Annotated in this window: 21 protein-coding genes; 9 read left to right on the forward strand and 12 right to left on the reverse strand. The window is 60.7% G+C overall.

Translation table 11 applies throughout. The annotated features are described in order from the left end of the window. Positions 1 to 24 precede the first annotated feature (24 nt). The gene (locus ACXAIC_RS11730; RefSeq protein ID WP_475178473.1) at positions 25 to 1362 is read right to left on the reverse strand and encodes a cytochrome-c peroxidase; all 1338 of its coding nucleotides are present in this window, start codon (positions 1360 to 1362) and stop codon (positions 25 to 27) included. Here ACXAIC_RS11730 and ACXAIC_RS11735 point away from each other — a divergent pair. Then, the gene (locus ACXAIC_RS11735) at positions 1342 to 1863 is read left to right on the forward strand and encodes a tetratricopeptide repeat protein (protein WP_475178475.1); all 522 of its coding nucleotides are present in this window, start codon (positions 1342 to 1344) and stop codon (positions 1861 to 1863) included. The genes ACXAIC_RS11730 and ACXAIC_RS11735 overlap by 21 nt on opposite strands. A gap of 205 nt (positions 1864 to 2068) precedes the next feature. On the opposite strand, the gene ACXAIC_RS11740 is transcribed toward ACXAIC_RS11735, so the two are convergent. The 6 genes from ACXAIC_RS11740 to ACXAIC_RS11765 form a co-directional block, all read right to left on the reverse strand. Continuing rightward, complete coding sequence (locus tag ACXAIC_RS11740; RefSeq protein ID WP_475178477.1) at positions 2069 to 3127, reverse strand: TRAP transporter substrate-binding protein; 1059 nt, start codon at positions 3125 to 3127, stop codon at positions 2069 to 2071. Between the two features lie 27 nt (positions 3128 to 3154). Beyond that, positions 3155 to 4648: a TRAP transporter large permease gene (locus ACXAIC_RS11745; protein ID WP_475178480.1), complete on the reverse strand. Its 1494-nt coding sequence runs from the start codon at positions 4646 to 4648 to the stop codon at positions 3155 to 3157. Next, positions 4648 to 5238: a TRAP transporter small permease gene (locus tag ACXAIC_RS11750; protein ID WP_475178482.1), complete on the reverse strand. Its 591-nt coding sequence runs from the start codon at positions 5236 to 5238 to the stop codon at positions 4648 to 4650. Before ACXAIC_RS11750 ends, ACXAIC_RS11745 begins: the two co-directional genes overlap by 1 nt. 65 nt (positions 5239 to 5303) lie before the next feature. Further along, positions 5304 to 5819, reverse strand: coding sequence for a flavin reductase family protein (locus ACXAIC_RS11755; protein WP_475178486.1), 516 nt, complete (start codon positions 5817 to 5819; stop codon positions 5304 to 5306). After that, a complete protein-coding gene (locus ACXAIC_RS11760; RefSeq protein WP_475178488.1) occupies positions 5819 to 6709 on the reverse strand; it encodes an aldo/keto reductase in 891 nt (296 codons plus the stop codon). The genes ACXAIC_RS11755 and ACXAIC_RS11760 overlap by 1 nt, the downstream gene beginning before the upstream one ends. Continuing rightward, positions 6709 to 7863, reverse strand: a complete 1155-nt coding sequence (locus ACXAIC_RS11765; protein WP_475178490.1) for an LLM class flavin-dependent oxidoreductase — start codon at positions 7861 to 7863, stop codon at positions 6709 to 6711. The genes ACXAIC_RS11760 and ACXAIC_RS11765 overlap by 1 nt, the downstream gene beginning before the upstream one ends. A gap of 129 nt (positions 7864 to 7992) precedes the next feature. Here ACXAIC_RS11765 and ACXAIC_RS11770 point away from each other — a divergent pair, with 129 nt between their 5' ends. Both ACXAIC_RS11770 and ACXAIC_RS11775 read left to right on the forward strand, forming a co-directional pair. Then, complete coding sequence (locus ACXAIC_RS11770; RefSeq protein WP_475178492.1) at positions 7993 to 8703, forward strand: GntR family transcriptional regulator; 711 nt, start codon at positions 7993 to 7995, stop codon at positions 8701 to 8703. A 36-nt stretch (positions 8704 to 8739) separates the two neighbouring features. Further along, on the forward strand, positions 8740 to 9867 hold the full coding sequence (locus ACXAIC_RS11775) for a Gfo/Idh/MocA family protein (RefSeq protein WP_475178495.1): 1128 nt from the start codon (positions 8740 to 8742) through the stop codon (positions 9865 to 9867). 102 nt (positions 9868 to 9969) lie between these two features. Here ACXAIC_RS11775 and ACXAIC_RS11780 read toward each other — a convergent pair whose 3' ends face one another. Next, positions 9970 to 10401 carry a hypothetical protein gene (locus ACXAIC_RS11780; RefSeq protein ID WP_475178497.1) on the reverse strand — a complete coding sequence of 144 codons (432 nt, stop codon included), beginning with the start codon at positions 10399 to 10401 and terminating at the stop codon, positions 9970 to 9972. A gap of 303 nt (positions 10402 to 10704) precedes the next feature. Between ACXAIC_RS11780 and ACXAIC_RS11785 the strand changes: the two genes are divergently transcribed. The 3 genes from ACXAIC_RS11785 (at position 10705) to ACXAIC_RS11795 (ending at position 15942) form a co-directional block, all read left to right on the forward strand. After that, positions 10705 to 13386, forward strand: a complete 2682-nt coding sequence (locus ACXAIC_RS11785; protein WP_475178500.1) for an SH3 domain-containing protein — start codon at positions 10705 to 10707, stop codon at positions 13384 to 13386. Between the two features lie 277 nt (positions 13387 to 13663). Next, entirely contained in the window at positions 13664 to 15130 is a 1467-nt protein-coding gene (locus tag ACXAIC_RS11790; protein WP_475178504.1) for an aminotransferase class V-fold PLP-dependent enzyme, read from the forward strand. A gap of 23 nt (positions 15131 to 15153) precedes the next feature. Further along, a complete protein-coding gene (locus ACXAIC_RS11795) occupies positions 15154 to 15942 on the forward strand; it encodes a class II glutamine amidotransferase (protein WP_475178506.1) in 789 nt (262 codons plus the stop codon). A 22-nt stretch (positions 15943 to 15964) separates the two neighbouring features. Here the strand turns inward: ACXAIC_RS11795 and ACXAIC_RS11800 are convergent, their stop codons facing one another. The 4 genes from ACXAIC_RS11800 to ACXAIC_RS11815 all read right to left on the reverse strand — a co-directional run bounded on the left by ACXAIC_RS11800 (position 15965) and on the right by ACXAIC_RS11815 (position 18465). Then, positions 15965 to 16600, reverse strand: coding sequence for an HD domain-containing protein (locus tag ACXAIC_RS11800; protein ID WP_475178509.1), 636 nt, complete (start codon positions 16598 to 16600; stop codon positions 15965 to 15967). Between the two features lie 64 nt (positions 16601 to 16664). After that, positions 16665 to 17237, reverse strand: a complete 573-nt coding sequence (locus tag ACXAIC_RS11805) for a helix-turn-helix domain-containing protein (protein ID WP_475178511.1) — start codon at positions 17235 to 17237, stop codon at positions 16665 to 16667. Between the two features lie 180 nt (positions 17238 to 17417). Continuing rightward, positions 17418 to 17777: a VOC family protein gene (locus tag ACXAIC_RS11810; RefSeq protein ID WP_475178514.1), complete on the reverse strand. Its 360-nt coding sequence runs from the start codon at positions 17775 to 17777 to the stop codon at positions 17418 to 17420. Positions 17778 to 17838: 61 nt separating this feature from the next. Beyond that, positions 17839 to 18465: a DapH/DapD/GlmU-related protein gene (locus ACXAIC_RS11815; protein ID WP_475178517.1), complete on the reverse strand. Its 627-nt coding sequence runs from the start codon at positions 18463 to 18465 to the stop codon at positions 17839 to 17841. Between the two features lie 403 nt (positions 18466 to 18868). Between ACXAIC_RS11815 and phnC the strand changes: the two genes are divergently transcribed. The 3 genes from phnC to phnE all read left to right on the forward strand — a co-directional run bounded on the left by phnC (position 18869) and on the right by phnE (position 21677). Beyond that, positions 18869 to 19702: a phosphonate ABC transporter ATP-binding protein gene (gene phnC / locus ACXAIC_RS11820; RefSeq protein ID WP_475178521.1), complete on the forward strand. Its 834-nt coding sequence runs from the start codon at positions 18869 to 18871 to the stop codon at positions 19700 to 19702. Positions 19703 to 19760: 58 nt separating this feature from the next. Next, the gene (gene phnD / locus ACXAIC_RS11825; RefSeq protein WP_475178524.1) at positions 19761 to 20690 is read left to right on the forward strand and encodes a phosphonate ABC transporter substrate-binding protein; all 930 of its coding nucleotides are present in this window, start codon (positions 19761 to 19763) and stop codon (positions 20688 to 20690) included. 114 nt (positions 20691 to 20804) lie between these two features. After that, complete coding sequence (gene phnE / locus ACXAIC_RS11830) at positions 20805 to 21677, forward strand: phosphonate ABC transporter, permease protein PhnE (RefSeq protein WP_475178528.1); 873 nt, start codon at positions 20805 to 20807, stop codon at positions 21675 to 21677.

The raw sequence follows: 21677 nt of genomic DNA on the forward strand, positions 1-21677 counted from the left end.
GTTCATGAAAAATCCTGTTGCTTTCTATCTGTCGACTGGCAGACCGCTTGGAACCCGGTCGGGTATGCCGAAAGGAGGGGAGGTCACGGAACGGGTTCCGGTCAGGGCTTTCAAAAAGGCAACGAGGGCGGCCACATCCGCGTCGGCAAGGTCCACGGGCGTGAGGTCCTGAAAACGGGCCTGACGGGCCAGTTCCCGCCTGTCTGACCAGACGATAAAATCAATGGCCTCCAGCCAGGGGGCACTGGGAAGATTGGCCGTGGCAGGCTGCCAGGCGGCCCGCATCGCGCCGGGGGCCAGATGGTGGCGCACGATGCCCTCCAGGGTGGAATAAGCGCCGTTATGGCCATAGGGGGCTGTCAATTCGACATTGCGCAGCATGGGGGTGCGGAACCGGTAGGCGTCCTCCAGCCGGTCGCTTTCCCCCATCCGGCCCACATCGCGCACCACCGGGTCAAACCGGCGGGTGCGGCCGGGGCCGAAAGGCGGCAGGCCAAGGGCGTGGAATTTCTGATCGCTCAGGAGCTGGCCCGAATGGCACGAGACACACCCGGCCTTGCCGTAGAAAAGATCAAGACCGCGCTGTTGCTGCGAAGTCAGCGCGGCTGTGTCTCCGGCAAGATATCGGTCGAACGGGCTGTCGTAACTCGTCCATTCCAGGGTCTGGAAGGCCGCAAGAGCCGCCGCGATCTCTACAATAGTAACCTCTTCGGGGGCTTTGATATGCTCGAACGCCTCGACAAATCTCCGGCCATATCCGGGCAGGATGCGCACCCGTTTCGCCAGGATCGGCCAAGCGGCATCTATGCGGTCATGGATGGCCCCGGCAATCTCGTTTTCCTTCGGGTTTCCCGCCATTTCAAACTGGGCCACCAGGGGAAAGAGCGCTTGGGCCGCCAGAAGCGAGGGCAGCCCGTCCGGCAGCCACTCTTCGGCCGGGGAATTGAAGCCGTTGCCATAGACGTCGGAGAGCGACAGGCGGCCATCGTGGAACATGGTCCGGATGGATTTTGCGCCAATATTCCAAAGACCTGGCGCATTTCGCGGAATCCGTTTCTTAATCCGGTTCTCCGCCACCAGGGCGCTGCGCTGAGGCCCCAGGCCAATCCCGCCTTCGCCAATGCCGAGGGACAGGCCGTCGCTGGTGCCAAATGCGGGATGGTGGCAGGTGGCGCAGGCAATATTCCTGTTGCCGGACAGGATCCTGTCGTAAAAGAGAAGCTGTCCGAGCGCTGCCTGTTTCCGGTCGGCTAAAATGAAGTCATCAGTGGTGAGCGGCTCGGGTAGACCGGCGGCAAGGGCCGGGGAGGAGATCAGGGCGATCAGGGGGAGCCAGACGACGTGAAACCCAAACCATATCACACCGCCCTGTTTGCGGGCTGCCGGAAGTTTGGTCTGAGCCTGGCCCTGCTTGTGGGGCTTTTGAGCGGTCCTGCCACAGCGGACATCGAAGAGGCGCGCGATCTGATGGAGGCGGGCCGCTTTGAAGAGGCAATGACCGAATTGTGGCCTGCGGCCCGGTCCGGCAATGCGGATGCGGAGGAACTGATCGGCGTTCTTTATGCCATGGGGCTCGGCGTGGAGCGGGACGATCAGCGGGCTTTTGAATGGTATCTCAGAAGTGCCATGAAGGGGCATCCGGGCGCCCAGTCCGGGATCGGCTGGTATTACGAAATCGGCCGGGGGGTGCCCGCGCCGGATCTGGTGCGGGCCTATATGTGGTACACGCTCTCCGCCATCGGCGGCGATCCCGATGCGGCAATCTCCCTTGAGGAAGTGGTCAAGAAAATGACCCCGGATGAAATCGAAAAAGCGCATATCCTGGTCGATGATTACAAGGTCTGGATGTATCCGTTCCGGTAGGGTTCATGGGCCCTGTGCGGCCGTCCCGTCCTGAAACCGCGTGAGTGGAAACCCGGCGCTTCTGCCCGGGAGGGGCGAGCCTCCAGGCGCTGGATGTCGTCTCAGGTCTTGGTGCCAGTGCGCGATGCAGTGTTCCGGGCCAAAAGTGTGCAGGAAAACCGGTGGGCATGCCCGGCCTTGGCCGGACATGCCTGTGTGTATAAGCCTAGTTCAGGTCGGCGTTGCGTGCTCCGTTGACGGCAGTTTCCGCTTCCTGAACGGCTGCCTCCAGTGCGCCGAAGATCTCGTCGCCCCGGGTCACATTGGACTTGAACCAGTCATAGACCGGGGAGGCGGCTTCCTTGAAAGCGGCTTTCTGTTCCGGGGTCGGAACATAAAGATCACCGCCCCCGGCCACGAAATCCTCATAGGCCTTGATGGATTTGCGCTTCGGCGAGGCGAAGGTTGCCTGCTGCAGGGCATAGAAGCCATCGACCACCACCCGGCGCAAATCTTCCGGCATGGACAGGAACCTCTCATTGTTCATCCACCACAGAGCGCCCATATAGGCGTGGCCGTCCAGGGTGACATATTGCAGGCCCGCATCCGGGAACTTCATGCTCATGATGTCGGTGATGCCGTTCTTGGAGCCCTCCACGACGCCGGTCTGGAAGGAGGTGAACAGCTCAGGCCACGGGATCGGGGTCGGGGACGCGCCAAGAGCCTTGACCAGTTCCTGTGGCAGGTCGGCGACCACCGTGCGGATCTTCAAGCCTTCCATGTCGGAGGGATTGGCGATACGCCGCTTGGTGTTGGCAAAGTTCCGCCAGCCGCCGGTGTTGCCGATGGTCATCAGGCGGATGGTGTTGTCGCTGTCTTCCAGGGCCATGGTGCGCATGGTACGGGCGAATTCACCCGACAGGACATGCTCGGCAATCCGGTCGTCGGACATCATGTAAGGCAGGTCGAGAACCTGAACATAGGGGAAGATGCCGGACGCCCCGCCGGAGGTGGAGATGTAGATGTCGATGGCACCACCAGCGACCCCTTGCAGGCACTCAGCGCCATTGGAGCACAACTGGGTGCCGATGAAGAGTTCCACCTCGATAGCGCCGTTAGAGGCGGATTCGACGAAATTCTTGAACACGACCAGGCCGTCATAGTCCTCGTCGTTTTCGTTGGAATTGGCCGTTGCGCGCAGCGTGTAGTCGGCGGCTGCGGCGCTGAGGGCCGAACCGGCGAGCATGGCCGCGACGGTAAAGGTCTTAAGGGCAGATTTGAGCATCAGGTACCTCCCATTATTCGCTCAAGATCAGTTGGCAAATCCGGTGAGACGGGGGATCGTCATCGAAAGTGCCGGAAAATAAGTGATCAGGAAGATCACCACTATCTCCACCGCCAGGAACGGCAGGATGGCTTTGGCGATGGTTTCCACACGTTCGCGTGAAACCGACGCGGCAACAAAAAGCACCAGCCCCATGGGCGGGGTCGCCAGACCGATGGTCAGGTTCACGCTCATGATGATGGCAAAGTGAATGGGATCAACGCCCATGGATGTGAAGATGGGCCCTAGGATCGGTCCCAGAATGATGATCGCAGGCCCCGCATCCAGAAACATGCCCACGACAAACAGGAGCAGGTTGATCAGCAGCAGCAGGATCAGAGGGTTGTTGGACAGGGACAGCACAAAATCGGCCATGATTTCCGGCGCATGGCTGAGGCTGACAACGGTCTTGAAGGCCATCGCCGCCCCGACCAGCAGCAGGACAACCGCGGAGGTGATGCCCGCCCGGCTGAGCACGCCGGGCAGCTCGTCCATCTTGATGGAATGGAGCACGAAGAAACCGATAATCAGCGCATAGGCCACGGCCACGGCCGCAGCTTCTGTCGGCGTGAAGACGCCTAAAAGAATGCCGCCGAGAATGATGATCGGGGTCTGAAGCGGGGCAACCGCCTTTTTGCAGACCATGCGGAAATCGCTGGACACAGTGCCGCGCAGGCCCAGGAGCAAGACATGGGACAGCCCCATCATCACGGCGAAGAGAAGCAGGGTCACAGGTGTGGAAAAGGCGTCATACCCCAATTTGCTTGCCGTAAAGCTGGCTGCGAAACTGGCCAGCATGGCAAGGTTCAGACGCAAAAGCACGAATGAGAACCAGTGTTCCACCGGCGCGATGGTCTGCCCCGGATTGACGATGCGCTGGGCCTTGGGCAGGTCGTATTTGTCCGCCATCAGCCGGACCATCAGCATCAGCCCGACGCCAACCATGACACCGGGTACGATCCCGGCCAGGAACAGCGCCGCCACGCTTTCCCCCATCACATAGGCATAGATGATCATGATGCCTGAGGGCGGAATGATCGGTCCGATGACAGAGGAGGCGGCGGTGACGGCAGCGGCAAACCGGCGGGTGTAGCCCTGTTTTTCCATGGCCGGGATCAGCATGGAGCCGAGCGCCGAGGTGTCGGCCACCGCAGACCCGGACAGGCCGGCGAACAGCATCGAGGACAGGATGTTCACATGGGCCAGTCCGCCCCGCAGATGGCCCATCAACGCCTGGGAAAATTCCACCAGGCGCAAGGTGATACCGCCCTTGTTCATCAGCTCGCCCGCGAGCATGAAAAACGGAATCGCCATGAGAGGAAAACTATCCATCCCATTGTAGACGTTGCGATAAAGAAGCGTGATGTCCCGTTCCTGACCGTTCAGCCACAACAACAGGCCAGGGGCGGCCAAGAGGCCGAAAAAAACCGGCAGGCCGATCATCAGGAAGATCAGAAAGACGGGCAGGAACCAGATCAGCATCAGTCCGCCCCCGCCATGTCCGTATCGGGAATGTCTGGCAGGCGGCCCGCGCCGCCAACAAGGGAAATCACGCTGCGCAGTATCAGTTCGATATTGACCAGCGTCAGCAGGCAGACCCCGAGAAACAGCGACATCATCATCCAGCTGCGGGGCACCCGGATCCACTCCGTCAGGGTCAGGTTGCCGGGCACATAAAGGGAGGCGGTGGCGAATTTGCCGCCAAAGCCGGTGACTTCGCCGTAACCGATCTGAATGGCGATCACCAGAACCAGAAGCGAGAGGGCAAGGAGGAGCAGCGACAGCACTTGTCCCAGAAAATGAGGCAGGGCCTGGCCGAACATGTCGATGGCGACAAACCCGCCGCGCCGGAAGGCGGTCGGGGCCATCAAGCCGGCCATCCACAACATGCAGAAGCGGGCCGCTTCATCGGGCCAGGGCAGGGCGTTGTTCAGCGCATAGCGGAAGACGACCTGCACCAGAATGGCTGCCACCATCAAGGCCACGGCCACGATGCCGATGGCACGCCCAAGACGCAAAAGCTGCGTATTAACAAAGGCGAGCGGTGTAAGAACCGCCAGCAATGCCCCCATTCGGGCTTCCTCCCAGAATATTATTATCGCCGGGACAGGGTCTGTCCCGCTGTATGGTTTTGCCCCTATTCTGGAGCGATTTGCCCCAATTTGCCCGCAAAAAAAGTCAGCGCCTCCCCATGGCGCATTTCTGCCTTCAGCACCTGTCCCAGAACAATCAGGTGATCACCCCCTTCATAGGCTGCAAAGCGCTTGCATTCAAACCGCGCCAGGCAGTGATCGATCAGCGGGACACCCCGGTCATCGATCCGGTGCGGCAGCTGGTCAAAGGCGTGGGCATTGCGGACAAAGCCGTTGCACACTTCCGCTTGATGATGGCTGAGCACATGAATGGCATAGTGTTCGGCGGTTTCAAAGTAGCGGAACCGGCGCGAGCCCTTGTCCGGCATCCACAGAACCAGCGGCGGGTCCAGGGAGACGGAGGAAAAGCTGTTGGCGGTAATACCGACCGGCCCGTCTTCGGAGCTGGTGGTGACAATGGTCACACCGGTTGCGAACCGGCCGAAGGCATCGCGCAGGAGGCGGGTATTGTCCGCATCCGGCGAGAAAGTCACAGGATGATTGGCATTTTGCATGGTCATCAGGGCACCTCGGTTCCAAGGGCAGCTTCATAGAGCCGGTACCAGGTCTCACGGTCCAGGGTGACGCTCAGCGCGTCGGATATCCGCGCGATCCGCTCAAGGGTGTTGGTCCCCATAACCGGCAGAAGCCCGGCCGGATGGGCCAGCAGGAAGGCGATGGCGACGGCAGAGCGGTCGACACCGGCCCCTTCGGCGATCTCGTCAAGAACTGCGCCCAGTTTGCCGTCTTCCGACATCAGCGAACCGCCGCCAAGCGGCGACCAGGCCATCAGTTTGGTGCCAAGGCGCTGGTGGAAGGCCAGATCGCCATTGGTGAAGGGCGAAATTTCGGCGAGCGAAATCTCAATCTGGTTGGTGAGCAGCTTGGTCGTCATGGCCGATTGCAGCAGCTCCCAGTCCCAAGGGCGGAAATTGGAGACGCCAACGGCGCGCACCTTGCCGCTTGCCACCAGATCATCCAGAGCCGAGCCCGTTTCCAGGTGGTCCATGAGCGGATCGGGCCGGTGAATGAGCAGGAGATCAATGGTCTCGATGCCCATTTCGCTCAAGGACAGGTCGACCGACTTTTCAATATGCGCCCGGCTGGTGTCGTAATGTTTCACCTTCGCCGCCGCATAGCGTCCGGCAGGGGCGACAATGTCGCATTTGGTGACGATTTCCATTTTCTGGCGCAGGGCCGGGTTGGCCTTGAGCGCGCCGCCCAGCACGGCTTCTGCCGCATAGCCGCCATAAATGTCAGCCTGGTCGAAAGTGGTAATGCCCTGGTCCAGGCACAGCTGGATCTTACGCTCCACATGGGCGGGTGAGGTGTCCGTATCATCCCCCAGACGCCACATGCCATAAATCAGACGCGAAAAGGTGAGGGTTTCGGAAAGCGATACGCGCTGCATCAGCGGCGGACTCCATTGCCAAGCGGGGTTGCAGGGGGGGCGGCCGGAACGCGGCCGTATTCGTGGGGAAGCGAGCAGGTCTTCAGGTTCGGCAAAACGCGCGCGCCGAAGTGTTTTGCCTCTTCCAGATGCGGATAGCCGGAGAAGATGAAGGCGCGGATGCCCATCTTCTGATAGGCCTCGATCTTGGACATGATCTGATCGGTAGAGCCGACCAGGGCGGCGCCGCAGCCGGAGCGGGCCCGGCCGACACCGGTCCAAAGATGCGGCTCGATATAGCCAAACTCATCGGCAATGTCACGGTTCTTGGCCTGATGGCTCACCCCCAGGGACTTGGCATCCAGCGCCCGTTCGCGGATGGCCGTGCCCCGGTCGTCCTCCAGCTTGGAGATGATGTAGTCGGCATATTCCCGGGCTTCCTGTTCGGTGTCTCGCACGATCATGTGAACCCGAAGGCCGTAATCGAGGGTGCGGCCATAGCGTTCAGCCACCGCATTCACCGCCTTCATGCGGCCTTCCAGCTCTTCCACCTTTTCCGGCCACATCAGATAGACGTCGCAATGCTGGCCGCACAGCTCCAGAGCGGCCGGGGAGTAGCCGCCAAAATAGAGCAGCGGGCCGCCGGTCTGATAGGGGCGGGCGGGATCTGTGGTCAGGTCCTTGAAGGTATAGATCTCGCCTTCATAGTTGATCTCGTCACGGGTCCAGGCCTGTTTGAGAATTTCAACCACCTCGCGCGAGCGCTGGTAGCGGTAGCTGCTGTCCGCCTGTTCGCCCGGAAAATCTGAGGAAATGATATTGACTGTCAGGCGGCCTTTCAGCATGTGATCGAGGGTCGCGATGGTGCGCGCCAGCATGATCGGCTGCATCTCGCCGCAGCGCACGGCTGCCAGAAGATTGATCTTGTCGGTGATCGGGGCGCACCCGGCCACAAAGGACAAGGTGTCCTGGCCCACCTGATAGGAGGAGGGGCACAGGATGTTGCGGAACCCTTGCTCTTCAGCGGTCTTCACAATGTCCGAGCAATGCTCCCAGGACGAGCGCAGATCGCCTTCAGGGACGCCCAGAAACTGATAGTCGTCGGAGCACAGCGCGGAAAACCAGGATACTTCCGCGGCCTCGAGATCCGGCGAGGTCACTGGGACGATTGTCATGAAGGGGCTCCCTGGTTTCGTTTGTTTTCGGACGGGTTCACTTTACCGTCGATTTAATCTTGCTTATCATCCGCATTGATGTAAATCAATAGTGTATCAATTTGTCCAAGGCCGGTCACCGCAAGCCCCATGTCCTCGTCTCCGCAATCGTCCAATGCGCTGCCTTTGTACCTGCAGATCAGCGAGCTTCTGATCCGGGATATCGCGGCCGGGCGGTTGATAGACGGTGAACGCCTGCCGCCGGAGCGGGACATGGCCGATGAGCTGGGAATCTCCATCGGTACCCTGCGCAAGGCCTTGGCAGACCTTACGGAAAAAGGCTTACTGGAGCGGGTTCAGGGGTCGGGAAACTACATACGCCAGGGCGGCGCCCAGGACAGCATCTATGCCATGTTTCGTCTGGAGCTGCTCACAGGGGGCGGCCTGCCGCGCGCAGATGTCTTAAGCGCCGGACGAACTGCCAAACCGGCTGATCTGCCGGCATTCGGCACCAGTGCGGAGGCAACGCGTATCCGCCGCCTCAGATATCTCAATGATGTCATGATCGCGGTGGAAGAGATCTGGCTGGATGGTGACGCCGGAACGGTGAGCCGGGACCTCCTGTCGGATTCCCTTTACCGCTACTACCAGAAGCATCTGGGCTTCTGGATCGTCCGGGCGGAAGACCGGGTCACGGTTGCAGGGGTGCCGGGCTGGGCCCCGGACGTGTTCCCGCTCGAGCCCGGCACCCTGACAGGGTTCATCGAACGGTTCAGCTGGGCGGACCGCCCGCAGCCGGTCGAATATTCGCGCACCTGGTTCGATACGGCCAGGGCACATTACGTTCAGCGCTTGAAATAGACGGGGCGCAGACCCCGTGTTCATAGGGAGACTTTGATGCCTGCAAAGGTGAGATACGGAATTGTCGGCTGCGGCATGATGGGCCAGGAGCATTTGCGCAATATCGCCCTTCTGCCCGATACGGATGTGAGCGTGATTTTTGAGCCGGATGCCGGAATGAAGGCCAGGGCGGCGGAGATCGTTCCGAATGCACGGTTTGCAGCTTCCGTGTCCGAGCTTCTGGACGAAGAGGTGCTGGATTGCATCTTGATCGCCAGCCCCAACCATTGCCATGTGCCGCAAATGCAGGAGATCCGCCGCAAGCGGCCCCTGCCGCTGCTGGTCGAAAAACCGCTTTTCACGGATCCGAAAGACCTTGCAGAGCTGGAAGCTTTCCGTGCGGACTATCCGGCGCCGGTCTGGGTGGCGATGGAATACCGCTACATGCCCGTCATCGCGGCGCTGGCTGCGCAGGTGGATACGGCGACCGGTGGCATCAAAATGCTGACCATCCGCGAGCACCGGTTTCCGTTTCTGGACAAAGTCGGGGCGTGGAACCGGTTCAACCGGTATTCGGGAGGCACGTTTGTTGAGAAATGCTGCCATTTTTTCGATCTCATGCGCCTGATCATCAAGGCTGAACCGGTGCGTGTGATGGCCTCGGCCGGGCAGGATGCCAATCACATGGAGGAGCGCTATGACGGCGAACAGCCGGACATTCTGGACAATGGTTATGTGATTGTCGATTTCGACAATGGTTCCAGAGCCCTTCTTGACCTGTGCATGTTTGCCGAGGGCTCCCGTTTTCAGGAGGAGATCGTTGCAGTTGGGCCCGAAGGCAAGATCGAGGCCTTTGTGCCGGGCCCCAGCCGGTTCTGGCCGGAGCATCTGGGTACGCCGCCGGTGGCCCAACTGGTTGTTTCCCCGCGCCAGCCGAAAGGGCCGCAGACCCTCGAGGTGCCTGTGGACCCGGCGCTTCTGGACGCAGGCGACCATAACGGCTCCACCTTCTATCAGCATGAACGTTTCGTTGCGCTGGTGCGCGGTGCGCTGAGCGGGCCGGAGGTTACTCTGGACGATGGCAGCCGGGCGGTGGAAATGGGCCTTGCCGCCCAGCAGTCCGCGCGCTCCGGCCAGGCGGTTCTTCTGGCCCCGCGCAGTGCCCGGCCGTCTCTGGCCTGTTAAGCGCAGGGTTCTGTGGGGCCCGAATGGATCTCGCGCCCGGCTGGACCAGCCGGGGCGCCCGAAAAACTGGAAGGCCTGCCCACCCCGATATACGGGGGAAAGTTACCAGCGGTCCGCTGGCCGGACAACCTGGGGGGCGTCGGTGCTGAAGGCGTCACGGCCCCGGCGCATGTTCAAGGATCTGATGGGCGCCTTATACTCCCGGCCCGTATCCGTCTTCCGGCATTGCTGTTTGCGATAGGCAATGTTGTCGGGAACACCGGTATGGTTCTGCACCAGAACGCAGAAGAGGTCATAGCGCCCATTGACTGCAAATGTGCGCCGGGCCCCCTGGGCGACAACAATCTGCCGGTGCCGCTGGAAGCCTTTGTCAAAGAGCAGGAAATTGCAGTATTTGGCGGATCCCTGCGGGGTCCGGGTGCTTTCACAGAAAAAGATTTCCGCTGCCGCGGCAGCGGGGACGCAAAGGACAGCGGCAAAGCCGAGACCGGCCGCCGACAGGCACCTCTTCAGAGTATTGTTCCAATGGGCCAATATAGATTTCTCCCGACCTTTAGGCCCTGCCAAATTTATGTCATGGTGAGTCGAATACAACCTTACGTAAATTTTTTTCCAGGTGCCGTATTGTGAAGGCAAACCGGGCAGGGGATGTGAGAGCCCCTTTGTCCGCAGCTTACCGGCAGAATCTGGACATGAGATTTTCCGGGCATCGCGCCGTCTCTTATAGAGGCGCTCAGATGCCAGGTCCTTTGAAAACGGGTTCCGCGTTGCAGCCCGGCCTGGTCCGGCCGCGTTTCGGGGGATCCAGACTGCATGAGACGCCTTTGGGAGGGCCAGATGCGCAGATTTGTTTCGGTGATTTTGTCGTCAGCACTGATTTTCCAGACCGTCCTGGTCAATGGCTTGCAGGCCGCCCCGGCCGTCACCACGGCAAAGGTCAATTTCCGCTCCGGGCCGGGCACCGGCTTCGGGGCGCTGGGCACGCTGCCGGATGGCGCGCAGGTAGAGCTTGAAAACTGCGACGATACCGGTGCCTGGTGCAGCATCAGCTACAATGGCCAGAACGGCTTTGTGAGCGGCCAGTATCTGCAATTGAGTGAATCGGAAGAGACGACCGGCTGGCCGAGATCCTTCCAGACCAGTAGCGGCGCCACCTTGATCCTCTATCAGCCCCAGTTTACCGAATGGGACAATTTCAAAACCCTGAAGGCGCTGGTCGCATCAGAATATTTGAAAGACAAGGACGCCCAGCCGGTTTTCGGTGTCATTGGCGTGAGCGGTGCCACGGTGGCCGATCCGGACAAGGGGGAGGTCTATGTGAGCGATGTGCAGGTCACCCAGCTCGATTTTTCATCCCTGGACCGGGCGTCACTGACGGACCTGACCTTGCAGGTCGGCAAAATCATGCCCACCGGCACCTTGACCGTGAAAGAAGACCGGATCACCGCAGGCCTTGCGGAATATCAGCGCATGGAAGATGTGGACGGCCTGAATGCTGACGCCCCGCCCATTTTCATCTCCAACGATCCGGCCATTCTGGTTCAGACCGAAGGCACGCCGATCCTGGCACCGGTCAAGGGGGATCAGGGACTCAGCTTCGTGGTCAACACCAATTGGGACATTCTCAAGCTCGACGACACAGGGGAGTTCTATCTTCGGGACGAAAAGTCCTGGCTCAAGACCAAAGATGTGGCCTCCGGCTGGGAGCCGGTCACCGATCTGCCCGCGCTGATCACCAAACTGCCCGATGATGACAACTGGTCCGAAACCCGTGCCGCGATCCCGCCGCAGCCTTTTGCGGACAACAAGGCGCCCAAGGTCATCTATTCGGACAAGCCTGCGGAAATGATCGTGTTTGAAGGCAAACCGGAGCTGGAGCCGGTGGCAGGCACGGATCTGGAATGGGCCTCCAACACGGACAGCGACGTCTTTTTCCTCAAGAGCACGTCCACCTGGTACATTCTGGTGTCTGGGCGCTGGTTCAAATCCGCCTCGCTGGAGGGCCCCTGGACCTTCACCACGCCGGATATGCCCTCCGACTTTCAGAACATTCCCGAAGACGCGCCCTATTATTCGGTGCGCGCGTCGATCCCGGGCACGTCAGAGGCGGCGCAAGCCCGGCTGAAAGCCAGCATTCCAACCACGGCCCGGGTGGAGGTCGGCTCGGTCAGTGCGGATATCGCCTATGCGGGCGATCCGGAATTCGAGCCGATCAAAGGCACGTCCATGTCCTATGCGGTCAACACCAATGATCAAGTCATCCAGGTGGGCGCCAAATATTATGTGCTTCAGAACGGGGTCTGGTTTGTTGGCGACAGCCCGGAAGGGCCCTTCGTGGTTGCCACGTCCGTGCCTGACGAGATCTATACGATCCCACCCTCGTCCCCGGTCTATAATGTGACCTATGTCCGGGTGTATGAAACAGAACCCAATGCGGTCTGGTACGGTTACACAATGGGCTATCTCACCGGCTTTCTGGCCTGGGGAGTCTTTGTCTATGGCAGCGGCTGGTATTACCGGCCCTGGTACCGGCCGGGCCTGCGCCCGATCTATTTTCCCCGTCCGGTGACCTACGGCATTGGTGCCTTTTATAATCCGGTCCGGGGCACCTATGGCCGCTATGGCTATGCCTATGGCCCGCGCCGGGGCATTGCCGGGGGCGGGATCTACAATCCGCGCACCGGAGGATACATTCGCGGGGCCGCCATCAGTGGGCCGCGCGGCAGCGCCGGGTTCATCTCCGCTTATAATCCGCGCACCGGCAACCGGATCGTCGCCGGTGGGGCAAGGGGCATTTACGGGTCCTGGGGCGGGGCGGCCGTGTCGGGGCCGCAATGGGCGCGCACCCGGGATCTTCAGGCCGGGGCCGCGCAGCGCTGGAAACAGGACGGCAATCTCGGCCGTGTCGCCAGCCTCGACCGGCGCAGCGATGTGTTTGCCGGGCGTGACGGCTCGGTCTACCGGCGGGACGGGGAGACTTGGCAGAAATTTGAAGGTGGCCGCTGGGATGACGTGTCAGCGCCTTCCAAAGAGGCGCTTCAGGACCGTCTTGGCAGTCTGGATGCGGGCGCTGCGCTGGGCGCGGGTGCCGCAGTTGGCGCCGGGGCCGCTTTGGCCAACCGGCCTGCGGGCGACCGGCTCAGATCCCAGCAGGAGACGAACCGGGGCAAACCCGTGGGGCGGCCCGGCGAGCGGCCAGCAGGCGAAAGAGCGAACCTGAACCGGCCCGCAGGGGGCGGGACCACCAAAGTGCCCGCCGGCCAGCGCCCGAACCTGCAAAGGCCCCAGGCTCAGAAACCGGCCCAGAGACCGGCGACTCGACCGGCCCAGCAGACCCGTCAGGTTCCGGCGAATCTGAACCGGGACCGCAAGGCAAGATCCGCCGGGAACCGGCAGGTGAACCGCCAGCGCAATGTGCAGCGATCCCGTCCTCAGGCCACACGGCCCCAGCAGGCGCGTCCGAACCGCGGGGGAGGCGGAGCCTCAAAGCGCCGTGCGGGCGGCCACCGCAGACGCTGACCGGCAAGAGCGGGGAGGCAGACAGGCCGGCCCCGCTTCCCGCTGGCCTCCGGCTGGACGCACTGCATTGGAAGGGGGCAGGGGCTTTCGATGGGGGGGGTGACCGGCCGCAGCTGCGGAGAGGGATTCGAGTGTCAAATTTGAGATGTTAATTTGATCGAAAAATTGGACAAAATAAGATCATAAGAGGCAATTTTTGATCTATTTGCGAGGAGAAAGGTAAGGAAGATCCCGGTCTGAAGATCATATGATTGTGGTCATGATACTGGAGAAACCCATGCCCCACAGCACCGGAACTGCGCTCGACCTCTTCAAGGACAGTCTGAAAGGCCCCGGCTTGACCGACAGGTTGCGCAAGGGTCTGATCGGCGAGAGCGCGATTGTTTCCAGCCCGCACGGTGATCACCCAATGATCTATGCCGACTATGTGGCTTCCGGGCGCGCGTTGCGCCAGATCGAGAACTTCGTTCTGGAGAACATCCTGCCGGTCTATGCCAACAGCCACACGGAAGCCTCCTTTTGCGGCAGCGCCATGACCCGGATGCGTTCGGCGGCCCGTACGGAAATCGCCCGCATTTGCGGTGCCGGGGACGGCTACGCCACTGTCTTTTGCGGCTCCGGGGCCACGGCAGGCCTGAACCGGCTTGTACATCTTCTGGGCGTTGCCGATGCGGCCCGGCGCGGCGAGACCCCCCTTGTGATTCTCGGGCCCTATGAGCATCACTCCGATATCCTGCCCTGGCGGGAGAGCGGGGCGGATGTCGTCGAGATTGCAGAAGACGAAACAGGCGGTCCGGATCTGGAGGATCTGGAGAATGTTCTGCGCGGGGCGGGGACATCCCGGCTGGTCATCGGCGCGTTTTCGCAAATGTCCAATGTCACCGGCATTGTCACTGATGACCGGGCCGTAACACGGCTTCTGAAAGCCTATGGTGCGCTGAGTGTCTGGGACTGTGCGGGCTCCGGACCGTATCTTCCCATCGATATGCGCGAGGGAACCGATGAACAAAAAGACGCGGTGGTCGTCTCCCCGCACAAATTCATTGGCGGCCCGGCCTCGTCCGGTATCATGATTGTCCGCAAGGCGGCGGTCTGCCGCAGCGCACCGGTTTTCCCGGGCGGTGGCACCGTTCGCTTTGTATCCCCCTGGGGCCATGACTACAGCCTGGACATTGCCGCCCGGGAGGAGGCCGGCACCCCCAATGTGGTCGGTGATATCCGGGCGGCGCTGGTGTTTCTGGTCAAGGAGGCTATCGGCCAGGAGGTCATGGACCAGCGAAATGCGGCCTGGCGGGAGAAGGCGCTTTCGGTGTGGAGCGCCAATCCGGCAATTGAACTCATGGGAAACCCAAAAGCCTGCCATGTGCTGCCGGTGTTTTCCTTCCGGGTGCGCGATCTGGAGCGGGGCGGCTATATCCACCAGCAGCTGGTCACCAGAATGCTATCTGATGCCTATGGGGTTCAGGCAAGGGGCGGCTGCGCTTGCGCCGGGCCCTATGCCCACCGGCTGCTCAAGATCGGACAGGAGCAGTCCGACGCCATGCGGGCAGGCATTCTTTCCGGTGAAGAACTGAAGAAGCCCGGCTGGACCCGGCTCAATTTTTCGGTTCTCCTGACGGAGGAGAAGGGGGACAGGATCATTGCGGCAGTCGATGAGCTGGCCCGGGCTCCGTATCCTCTGGCGGAGCAGTATATCTGTGATGAATCCAAGGCGCGGTTCACTGCCATCGAGCACGCTGCTTAAGAAACAAGGATCAGCGTTGAGCCATGTGCCGTTGGGCAGCCTGGAGCGGAACACCGCGCTATCTGGAAGAGGTCATCTGCGATCCCGAGCATTCGCTGATCGATCAGAGTCGCAACGCCTTGTCGTGCAAGACGGCGGTGAATGCGGATGGTTTTGGGGTCGCCTGGTATGGCGACCGGGACACGCCCTGCCTGTACAAGGATGTGCGGCCCGCCTGGTCTGACCCGAATCTGCTCCAGATTGCCCGTCATATCCGCTCCGGGCATTTTCTGGCCCATGTGCGCGCTTCGACCGGCACGGCCACGATCCGCGACAATTGCCATCCTTTCACCCATGGGCGCTGGAGTTTCATCCACAATGGCCAGGTGGGTGGCTATGACAAGGTGCGGCGGCGGCTCGACAACATGATTCCCGATGATCTTTACCGCCACCGCATGGGGGGCACTGACAGTGAGTGCCTGTTTCTGGTCGCGCTGGCCTATGGCCTGCCGCTGCATCCGCGCGCGGCCATGGCACGGGCAGTGTTTGAAGCTGAAGCCCTGTCCAAATTTGCGGGCACTGCACCGCATATGCGCTTTGCCTCAGCCTGGTCGGATGGCGAGACGCTCTATGCTGCGCGCTATGCCTCCGACAATTTCCCGCCGACGCTCTATTACCGGGCGTTTGACGATGGCGTCATGGTGGTGTCGGAGCCGCTGGACCAGGCCGGTGAGTGCTGGGTGGAAGTGCCCCATGGCCACATGATCGAGGTCCGTGCGGGAACGGTCCGGCAGATGGCGTTTATCAGCGACGAAGACCTGGTGGAGAGCTGAGGGGCTCAGGTCCGCACCGCCGTCACTCTTGGCTCCCTGCTGCCTCTGCCATCAGCTCTTTCGTGGTGCAATCGGCAATCTCCCGGATCTGGTGGGGCAGTGCAAAGGCCCCGGTTCGCTCAGCCCCGTAGGTCAGATTGAACCGGTGAAAGTCCGCGCTTTGCGGCGGCATCAAATGGTGCTGAAAAATGGTTTCCAGCTTGTCGAAGGCCTTGGCAAGCCGGGCTTCCGTTGTGGCCGCAGCGGCATACTCGTCCCACAGCCCCAACAGGCTGTCCGTCAGATCTTCCGGCAGCGCCGCACACGGGGTTTGAAAGTCCTGTCTCTCCCGGGCCTCCCGGTTATCACCCGCTGTCTGCAAGGGGGCCGGAATATCGCCTGAAATGGCCTCGCCCAGGTCGTGGATCAGGGCCAGTTTCAACAGCTTCAGAAAGTCGATCCCCGCCAGCTCCTTTTCAAAAAGAACCAGCATCAGAGCCAGCCGCCAGCTGTGTTCCGCACTGCTTTCCGGACGGCCGGATCTGGACTGGCCGGAGCGCAATGTGTCCTTCAGCCGCTCAGCTTCCTGCAAAAAGGCTAGAATACCGGTAAGCCTGGAGGGGGCAATTGTTCCGGCTTCCGGGGTGTCGGGCGGAGATATTTCGGGTGTGGTGCTCATGGACCGATGGTAGCGCCGCAGACCGTTTCAGGCGAGCAGCCATCTGGTCGGAAGCCTGAATAAATTATGCGTCTGGAGAGCGTTCGTCCCGCACAAGCCGGACACAGCCACCATCTGACAGTACCAGGCGGGAAATGCGCAGGCAGCTTTCGGGAATCGTCAGTTCCTGAAATTCCGCCCGTTCGGTCCGGTAGACAATGTCCGGGCTGTCCGGCTCGAACCAGCCCAGGTCCTGCAATTGGTGCTCTGCGGCCCGGATACCTTCAGAGGCAAAGCGCCACAGAGGTTTGCCCAGAAGATCCGGAACACCCACATGCCACTGCGCGGCGCGGGCAGGCGAGGCCGCCAGCAGCCTGTGGGTGAGGTCACAGACCAGATGCACTGGCGATGAAGACTTGGTCACAAGGTCGAGCAGTGCCCGGTCCGATGCGCTTTGTGGCCGGGCGCGCAAGAGCCAGGCGATTTTCGCAGCACAGTTCTGATCCGGAGCCCCATGCCCGCTTTCCCATCTTGAAATCCGGCTTTGAGATACGCCGAGTTCGGCGGCCAGCACTTGCTGCTTGACGCAGTTCAGCACCCGCCACCTGCGCAAGGACGGGCCGAGACTGGCGGGTAGAACAGCACACTCGGTGATCATGACGGCAGATTATAGCGTGTCGCGATAAAGCGGTTTTGCCTTTCGCTGCCTGAAATCAGTAATTTCAACGCAAAAGACAAAACGGTTTGAAACCATTTGAACACGACACGCACCAGATCAACCACAGTGAAACCGGAGCCGGTTGTGCAAGGGAAAGATGCGGAGTGCCGGGAGCACGGCTTATTTGAACGCCCGGCTGGACACTTGAATGGAATTGCCATCCGGGTCCTTGGCATTGGCAAAGACATATCCATCAGCCTTGTGTAAAGACCCGAAGGTCAGCCCGTTCTGTCCGGCTGTCTCGCAAAAGGCTGCGACATCGCAGACGTCGAAGACGAGCTTGACAGCAGTTTGCCCAAGTTTCTGTGATTTGGCAGCCTTGTGCAGCAACAGTCGCGCACCGCCCCCGGGCGGGGGAACCAGTTCCGTCAGCCGGTCTTCCGGATCAGACTGCCTCTCGTAGCCAAAATGCCGGCAATAAAAGGCGACACTCAGATCCGGGTCACGTACATAAAGGATCAGGCGGGTGAGGGGAGCCATCGGCTGAACACTCCGGCGAGAGGGAGCCGGTAAAACAGACAGCCGGCTCGGGGGCCGTCTGCTACCGGTATTTTTCGATAAAAGCATCAATCGTCAGGTTGCGGAAGTCCGGCAGGCGTTCTTTCAGATGATCGTGGCTCCAGTCCCACCAGCAGATTTCCATAAGGGCCTCTTCCTGGGCTTCGCTGAAGCGGCGCTTGATCGGCTTGGCGGCGACCCCGCCGACCACAGTATAGGGCGCCACATCCTTGGAGACGACCGCCCCGGCCGCAACAATTGCCCCGGTGCCGATGGTGACACCGGCCAGCACCGTCACATTGTGCCCGATCCACACATCATGACCGAGGGTTACCCAGTCATCCTTGCGCCACTGGAAGAAGTCCGCGTCGTCTTCGCCCAGGCCATAGGCCGCCGCCCGGTAGGTGAAATGGTGCTGTGAGGCGCGCCAGGTGGCGTGGTTGCCGGGATTGAGGCGCACCCGGCGGGCAATGGAGCAGAATTTGCCGATGGTGCTCCAGACCACGTCCCCCTCCTGAACGATATAGGAATAATTGCCCATCTGGCTTTCGCGCATCTGGGTGTGGGCTCCGACTTCTGTCCAGGCCCCGATCTCGCAATTGAGCACCTTGGCGTCCGGGTGAATCGTCGGGGCTTCGGAGAGGGCCTGTTTTTGCGTGGGGGCGGACATCGGGACTCCATCTGGATTTTTGGGGGAGGGACTTGAACCGGGACCGGGTTTTAGCCTGCGGGCGGGTGGTCTGGGTGACGGTTTGATGACGTTTTTGTAACGCTGCGGCACTCCTTTTGCGGGAGTGGTGTCAACGCCAAAACTCTTGAATGTAATGCTCTGGAAATTTTTCCAGATGCGGTGCCTGAATTTCAGGCAAGTCCGGCACCGGATGTGACACCGTAAAAAGGTTGTCAACGCGACGTTCTTCCGCTGTCTTCGCACGGTCCGCTAAAGATCAAGCTCAAGATGTCACCGAAGTGACATAAATCTTTGACCTTAAAGTCAAAAACCTGTCATGCAATTGTAATCCTGAAATGGCTCTTGTCGCCCTGCATTTCAACATTCATGGGGCAGGGCTCGCGTGATTCAGTTTCAGGATGTGACCAAGACCTTCGGGGCCCGGACTGCGGTGCACAAGGTGAGTTTCACCATCGACCAGCCGCAGATGGTGGGCATCATTGGCCGCTCTGGTGCGGGCAAGTCCACCCTCTTGCGCATGATCAACCGGCTCACCCCGGCCACATCCGGGCAGATCCTCTTTGAGGGGCGGGACATTTTGAGCCTGAAAGGCGGGATGATGCGCCGCTGGCAGCGCGACTGCGCCATGGTTTTCCAGCAGTTCAATCTGGTGCCCCGGCTCGACGTGGTCACCAATGTGATGCTCGGCCGGTTGAACATGCACGGAACGCTTCCCTCCCTGTTGAAACTGTTTTCCCGGGAAGAGCGGGCGCTGGCGCTGATCAATCTGGACCGTCTCGGCATTGCCCAGGAAGCGACCAAACGGGCCGAGGAACTGTCCGGCGGCCAGCAGCAACGCGTGGCGATTGCCCGGGCGCTGATGCAGGACCCGCATATGATCCTGGCCGATGAGCCGATTGCCTCGCTCGATCCCATGAATGCGAAGATTGTCATGGACGCGCTGCGCGAAATCCATGAGCGCGACAACAAGGTGGTGATCTGCAACCTGCACACGCTCGACACGGCGCGCACCTATTGCGACCGGGTCATCGGCATGCGCGACGGGCACATGGTGTTCGATGGCCCGCCGGAAGAGCTGACCACTGATGCGGCCCGCGAAATCTACGGGGCCGACGAAAGTTTCAACGAGGCCGCGACCTCAACTGCAATCGACGCCGGCGGGACCGGCGCAACGCAATCCGCCGGAGCGATGACCCCGGCGGCCGCAACGGTTTGATCCGCTTGCTCATCCTCTCAAATGTCATCCGAAACAGACCCTCTTGGAGTGTCAATTCATGAAGATCTTTTCCAAAATCGTTGCGGCTGCCGCCGTCAGCGTGTTCGCCCTGAACGCCGTCAATGTGTCCGTTGCCAACGCCGCAGACATCGAGGAATTCCGTATCGGTATCCTGGGCGGTGAAAACGAGGCGGACCGCCTGCGCAGCAACGAGTGCCTGGCCAAGCGTTTTGAAAAACTGCTCGGTGTTCCGGTCAAACTGTTCCCGGCTGCTGATTATGCCGGCACGCTGGAAGGCCTGAAGGGCGGCAACCTGGACTATGCCGAGCTGGGCGCGTCCGGCTATTCATCTCTTTACCTGGCCGACCCGAACCTGGTCGAGCCGATCGTGACCACCGAGCAGGTTGACGGGTCCACCGGCTACCACTCCATCATGGTCGCCCTTGCCGACAGCAACATCGAAAGCCTCGATGACATGAAAGGCAAGAAGCTGGGCTATGCCGATCCGAATTCCACGTCCGGTTACCTGGTTCCGTCCGTGTCCTTCGAAAAAATGGGCATTGACCCGGACACCTATTTCAGCTCCACACAGTTCTCCGGTGGCCACGAGCAGAACGTCCTGGCTGTCCTGAACGGTGACGTGGACGGTGGCGTGACCTGGTCTTCCGGTGTGGGCGACTGGGACGAAGGCTTTTCCTCCGGCAACCTTCGCAAAATGGTCGACAAAGGCATGCTCGACATGTCCCAGATCCGTGAAATCTGGCGCTCGCCGCTGATCCCGAACGGCCCGATCGTGCTGCGTTCCTCCCTGCCGCAAGACGTCAAGGACAAGATCAAGGCGTCCATGCTCTCCTTCGACAAGGACGATCCTGAGTGCATGTACAATGTCGCTGCCGGTGAAATCAAACAGTATGTCGAAGTCAAGCCTGGCTTCTACGACACCATCATTGCCGCTCGTAAGGCAAAGATCGAAAACAAGAAGAACTAATTTCTTCTTTTGAGAAAGGGGCGGCCCGGAGCCGCCCCTTTTACCTGCCTTGAGCCGCTGAGGCGCTCCACAGCCTCGCGCAAAGCCGCTCCAACCGGCTGAAAAGGACCCGCTGTGACCGCACACTCCCTCTTGTCCGACCATCCCCAACTGCAGACCATCGATGAGGCCTGTGGCAAGATGGCCCGGAGCCGAAATCTCTATACGGCCCTTCTGATTGGTGTCTGTGTGATCATCATCATCGGCGGCCTCATGGTTGCAGATGAGGCCAATTCCGGGAGCTTCTCCAACGGTCTGGCGAGCTTTTTCGACTATCCCCGGGATCTGCTGGTCGACACATTCGATGCAGGATGGTCCTGGTTCGGCCTTCTGGCCCATTATTTCCCGTATCTGGTCGAGACCGTGAACATCGCGATCCTGGCGACACTGATCGGCTTTGTTCTGGGCGGCACCCTGAGCTTTGTGGCCAGCCGCAATCTGGTCTCCAACCGATTTGTCGTGTTCTGGATGCGGCGCCTGATGGACGTGACCCGCGCCTTTCCCGAGCTGGTGCTGGCCCTGGTGCTTGTGCTTGCCCTGGGGCCGACCGCCGTGGCTGCTGTGGCGGCTGTTGCCTTTCACACCATCGGCGCGCTCGGCAAGCTGTTTTCCGAATGCAACGAAAATGCGGACATGAAGCCGATGGAAGGCATGAAGTCGGCAGGGGCGTCCTGGATGCAGCAGATCCGCTTTGCCATCGTGCCCCAGGTCATTCCGAATTTTCTATCCTATACGCTGCTGCGCCTTGAAATCAATGTCAGGGCCTCAGCGATCCTGGGCTTCGTGGGGGCAGGGGGCCTGGGGGCGGAACTGAAAAAGGTGGTGGACTGGAACTACGGGGCCGATGTGACCGCCATCATCGTTCTGCTCGTCTGTGCGATCACCGGCATCGACTATCTGTCCGGGTGGATCCGCAAGGCGTTTATCGGCAAAGCCGGCTTGCTCTGA

This window comes from Roseibium sp. AWQ4_254 (assembly GCF_056161025.1).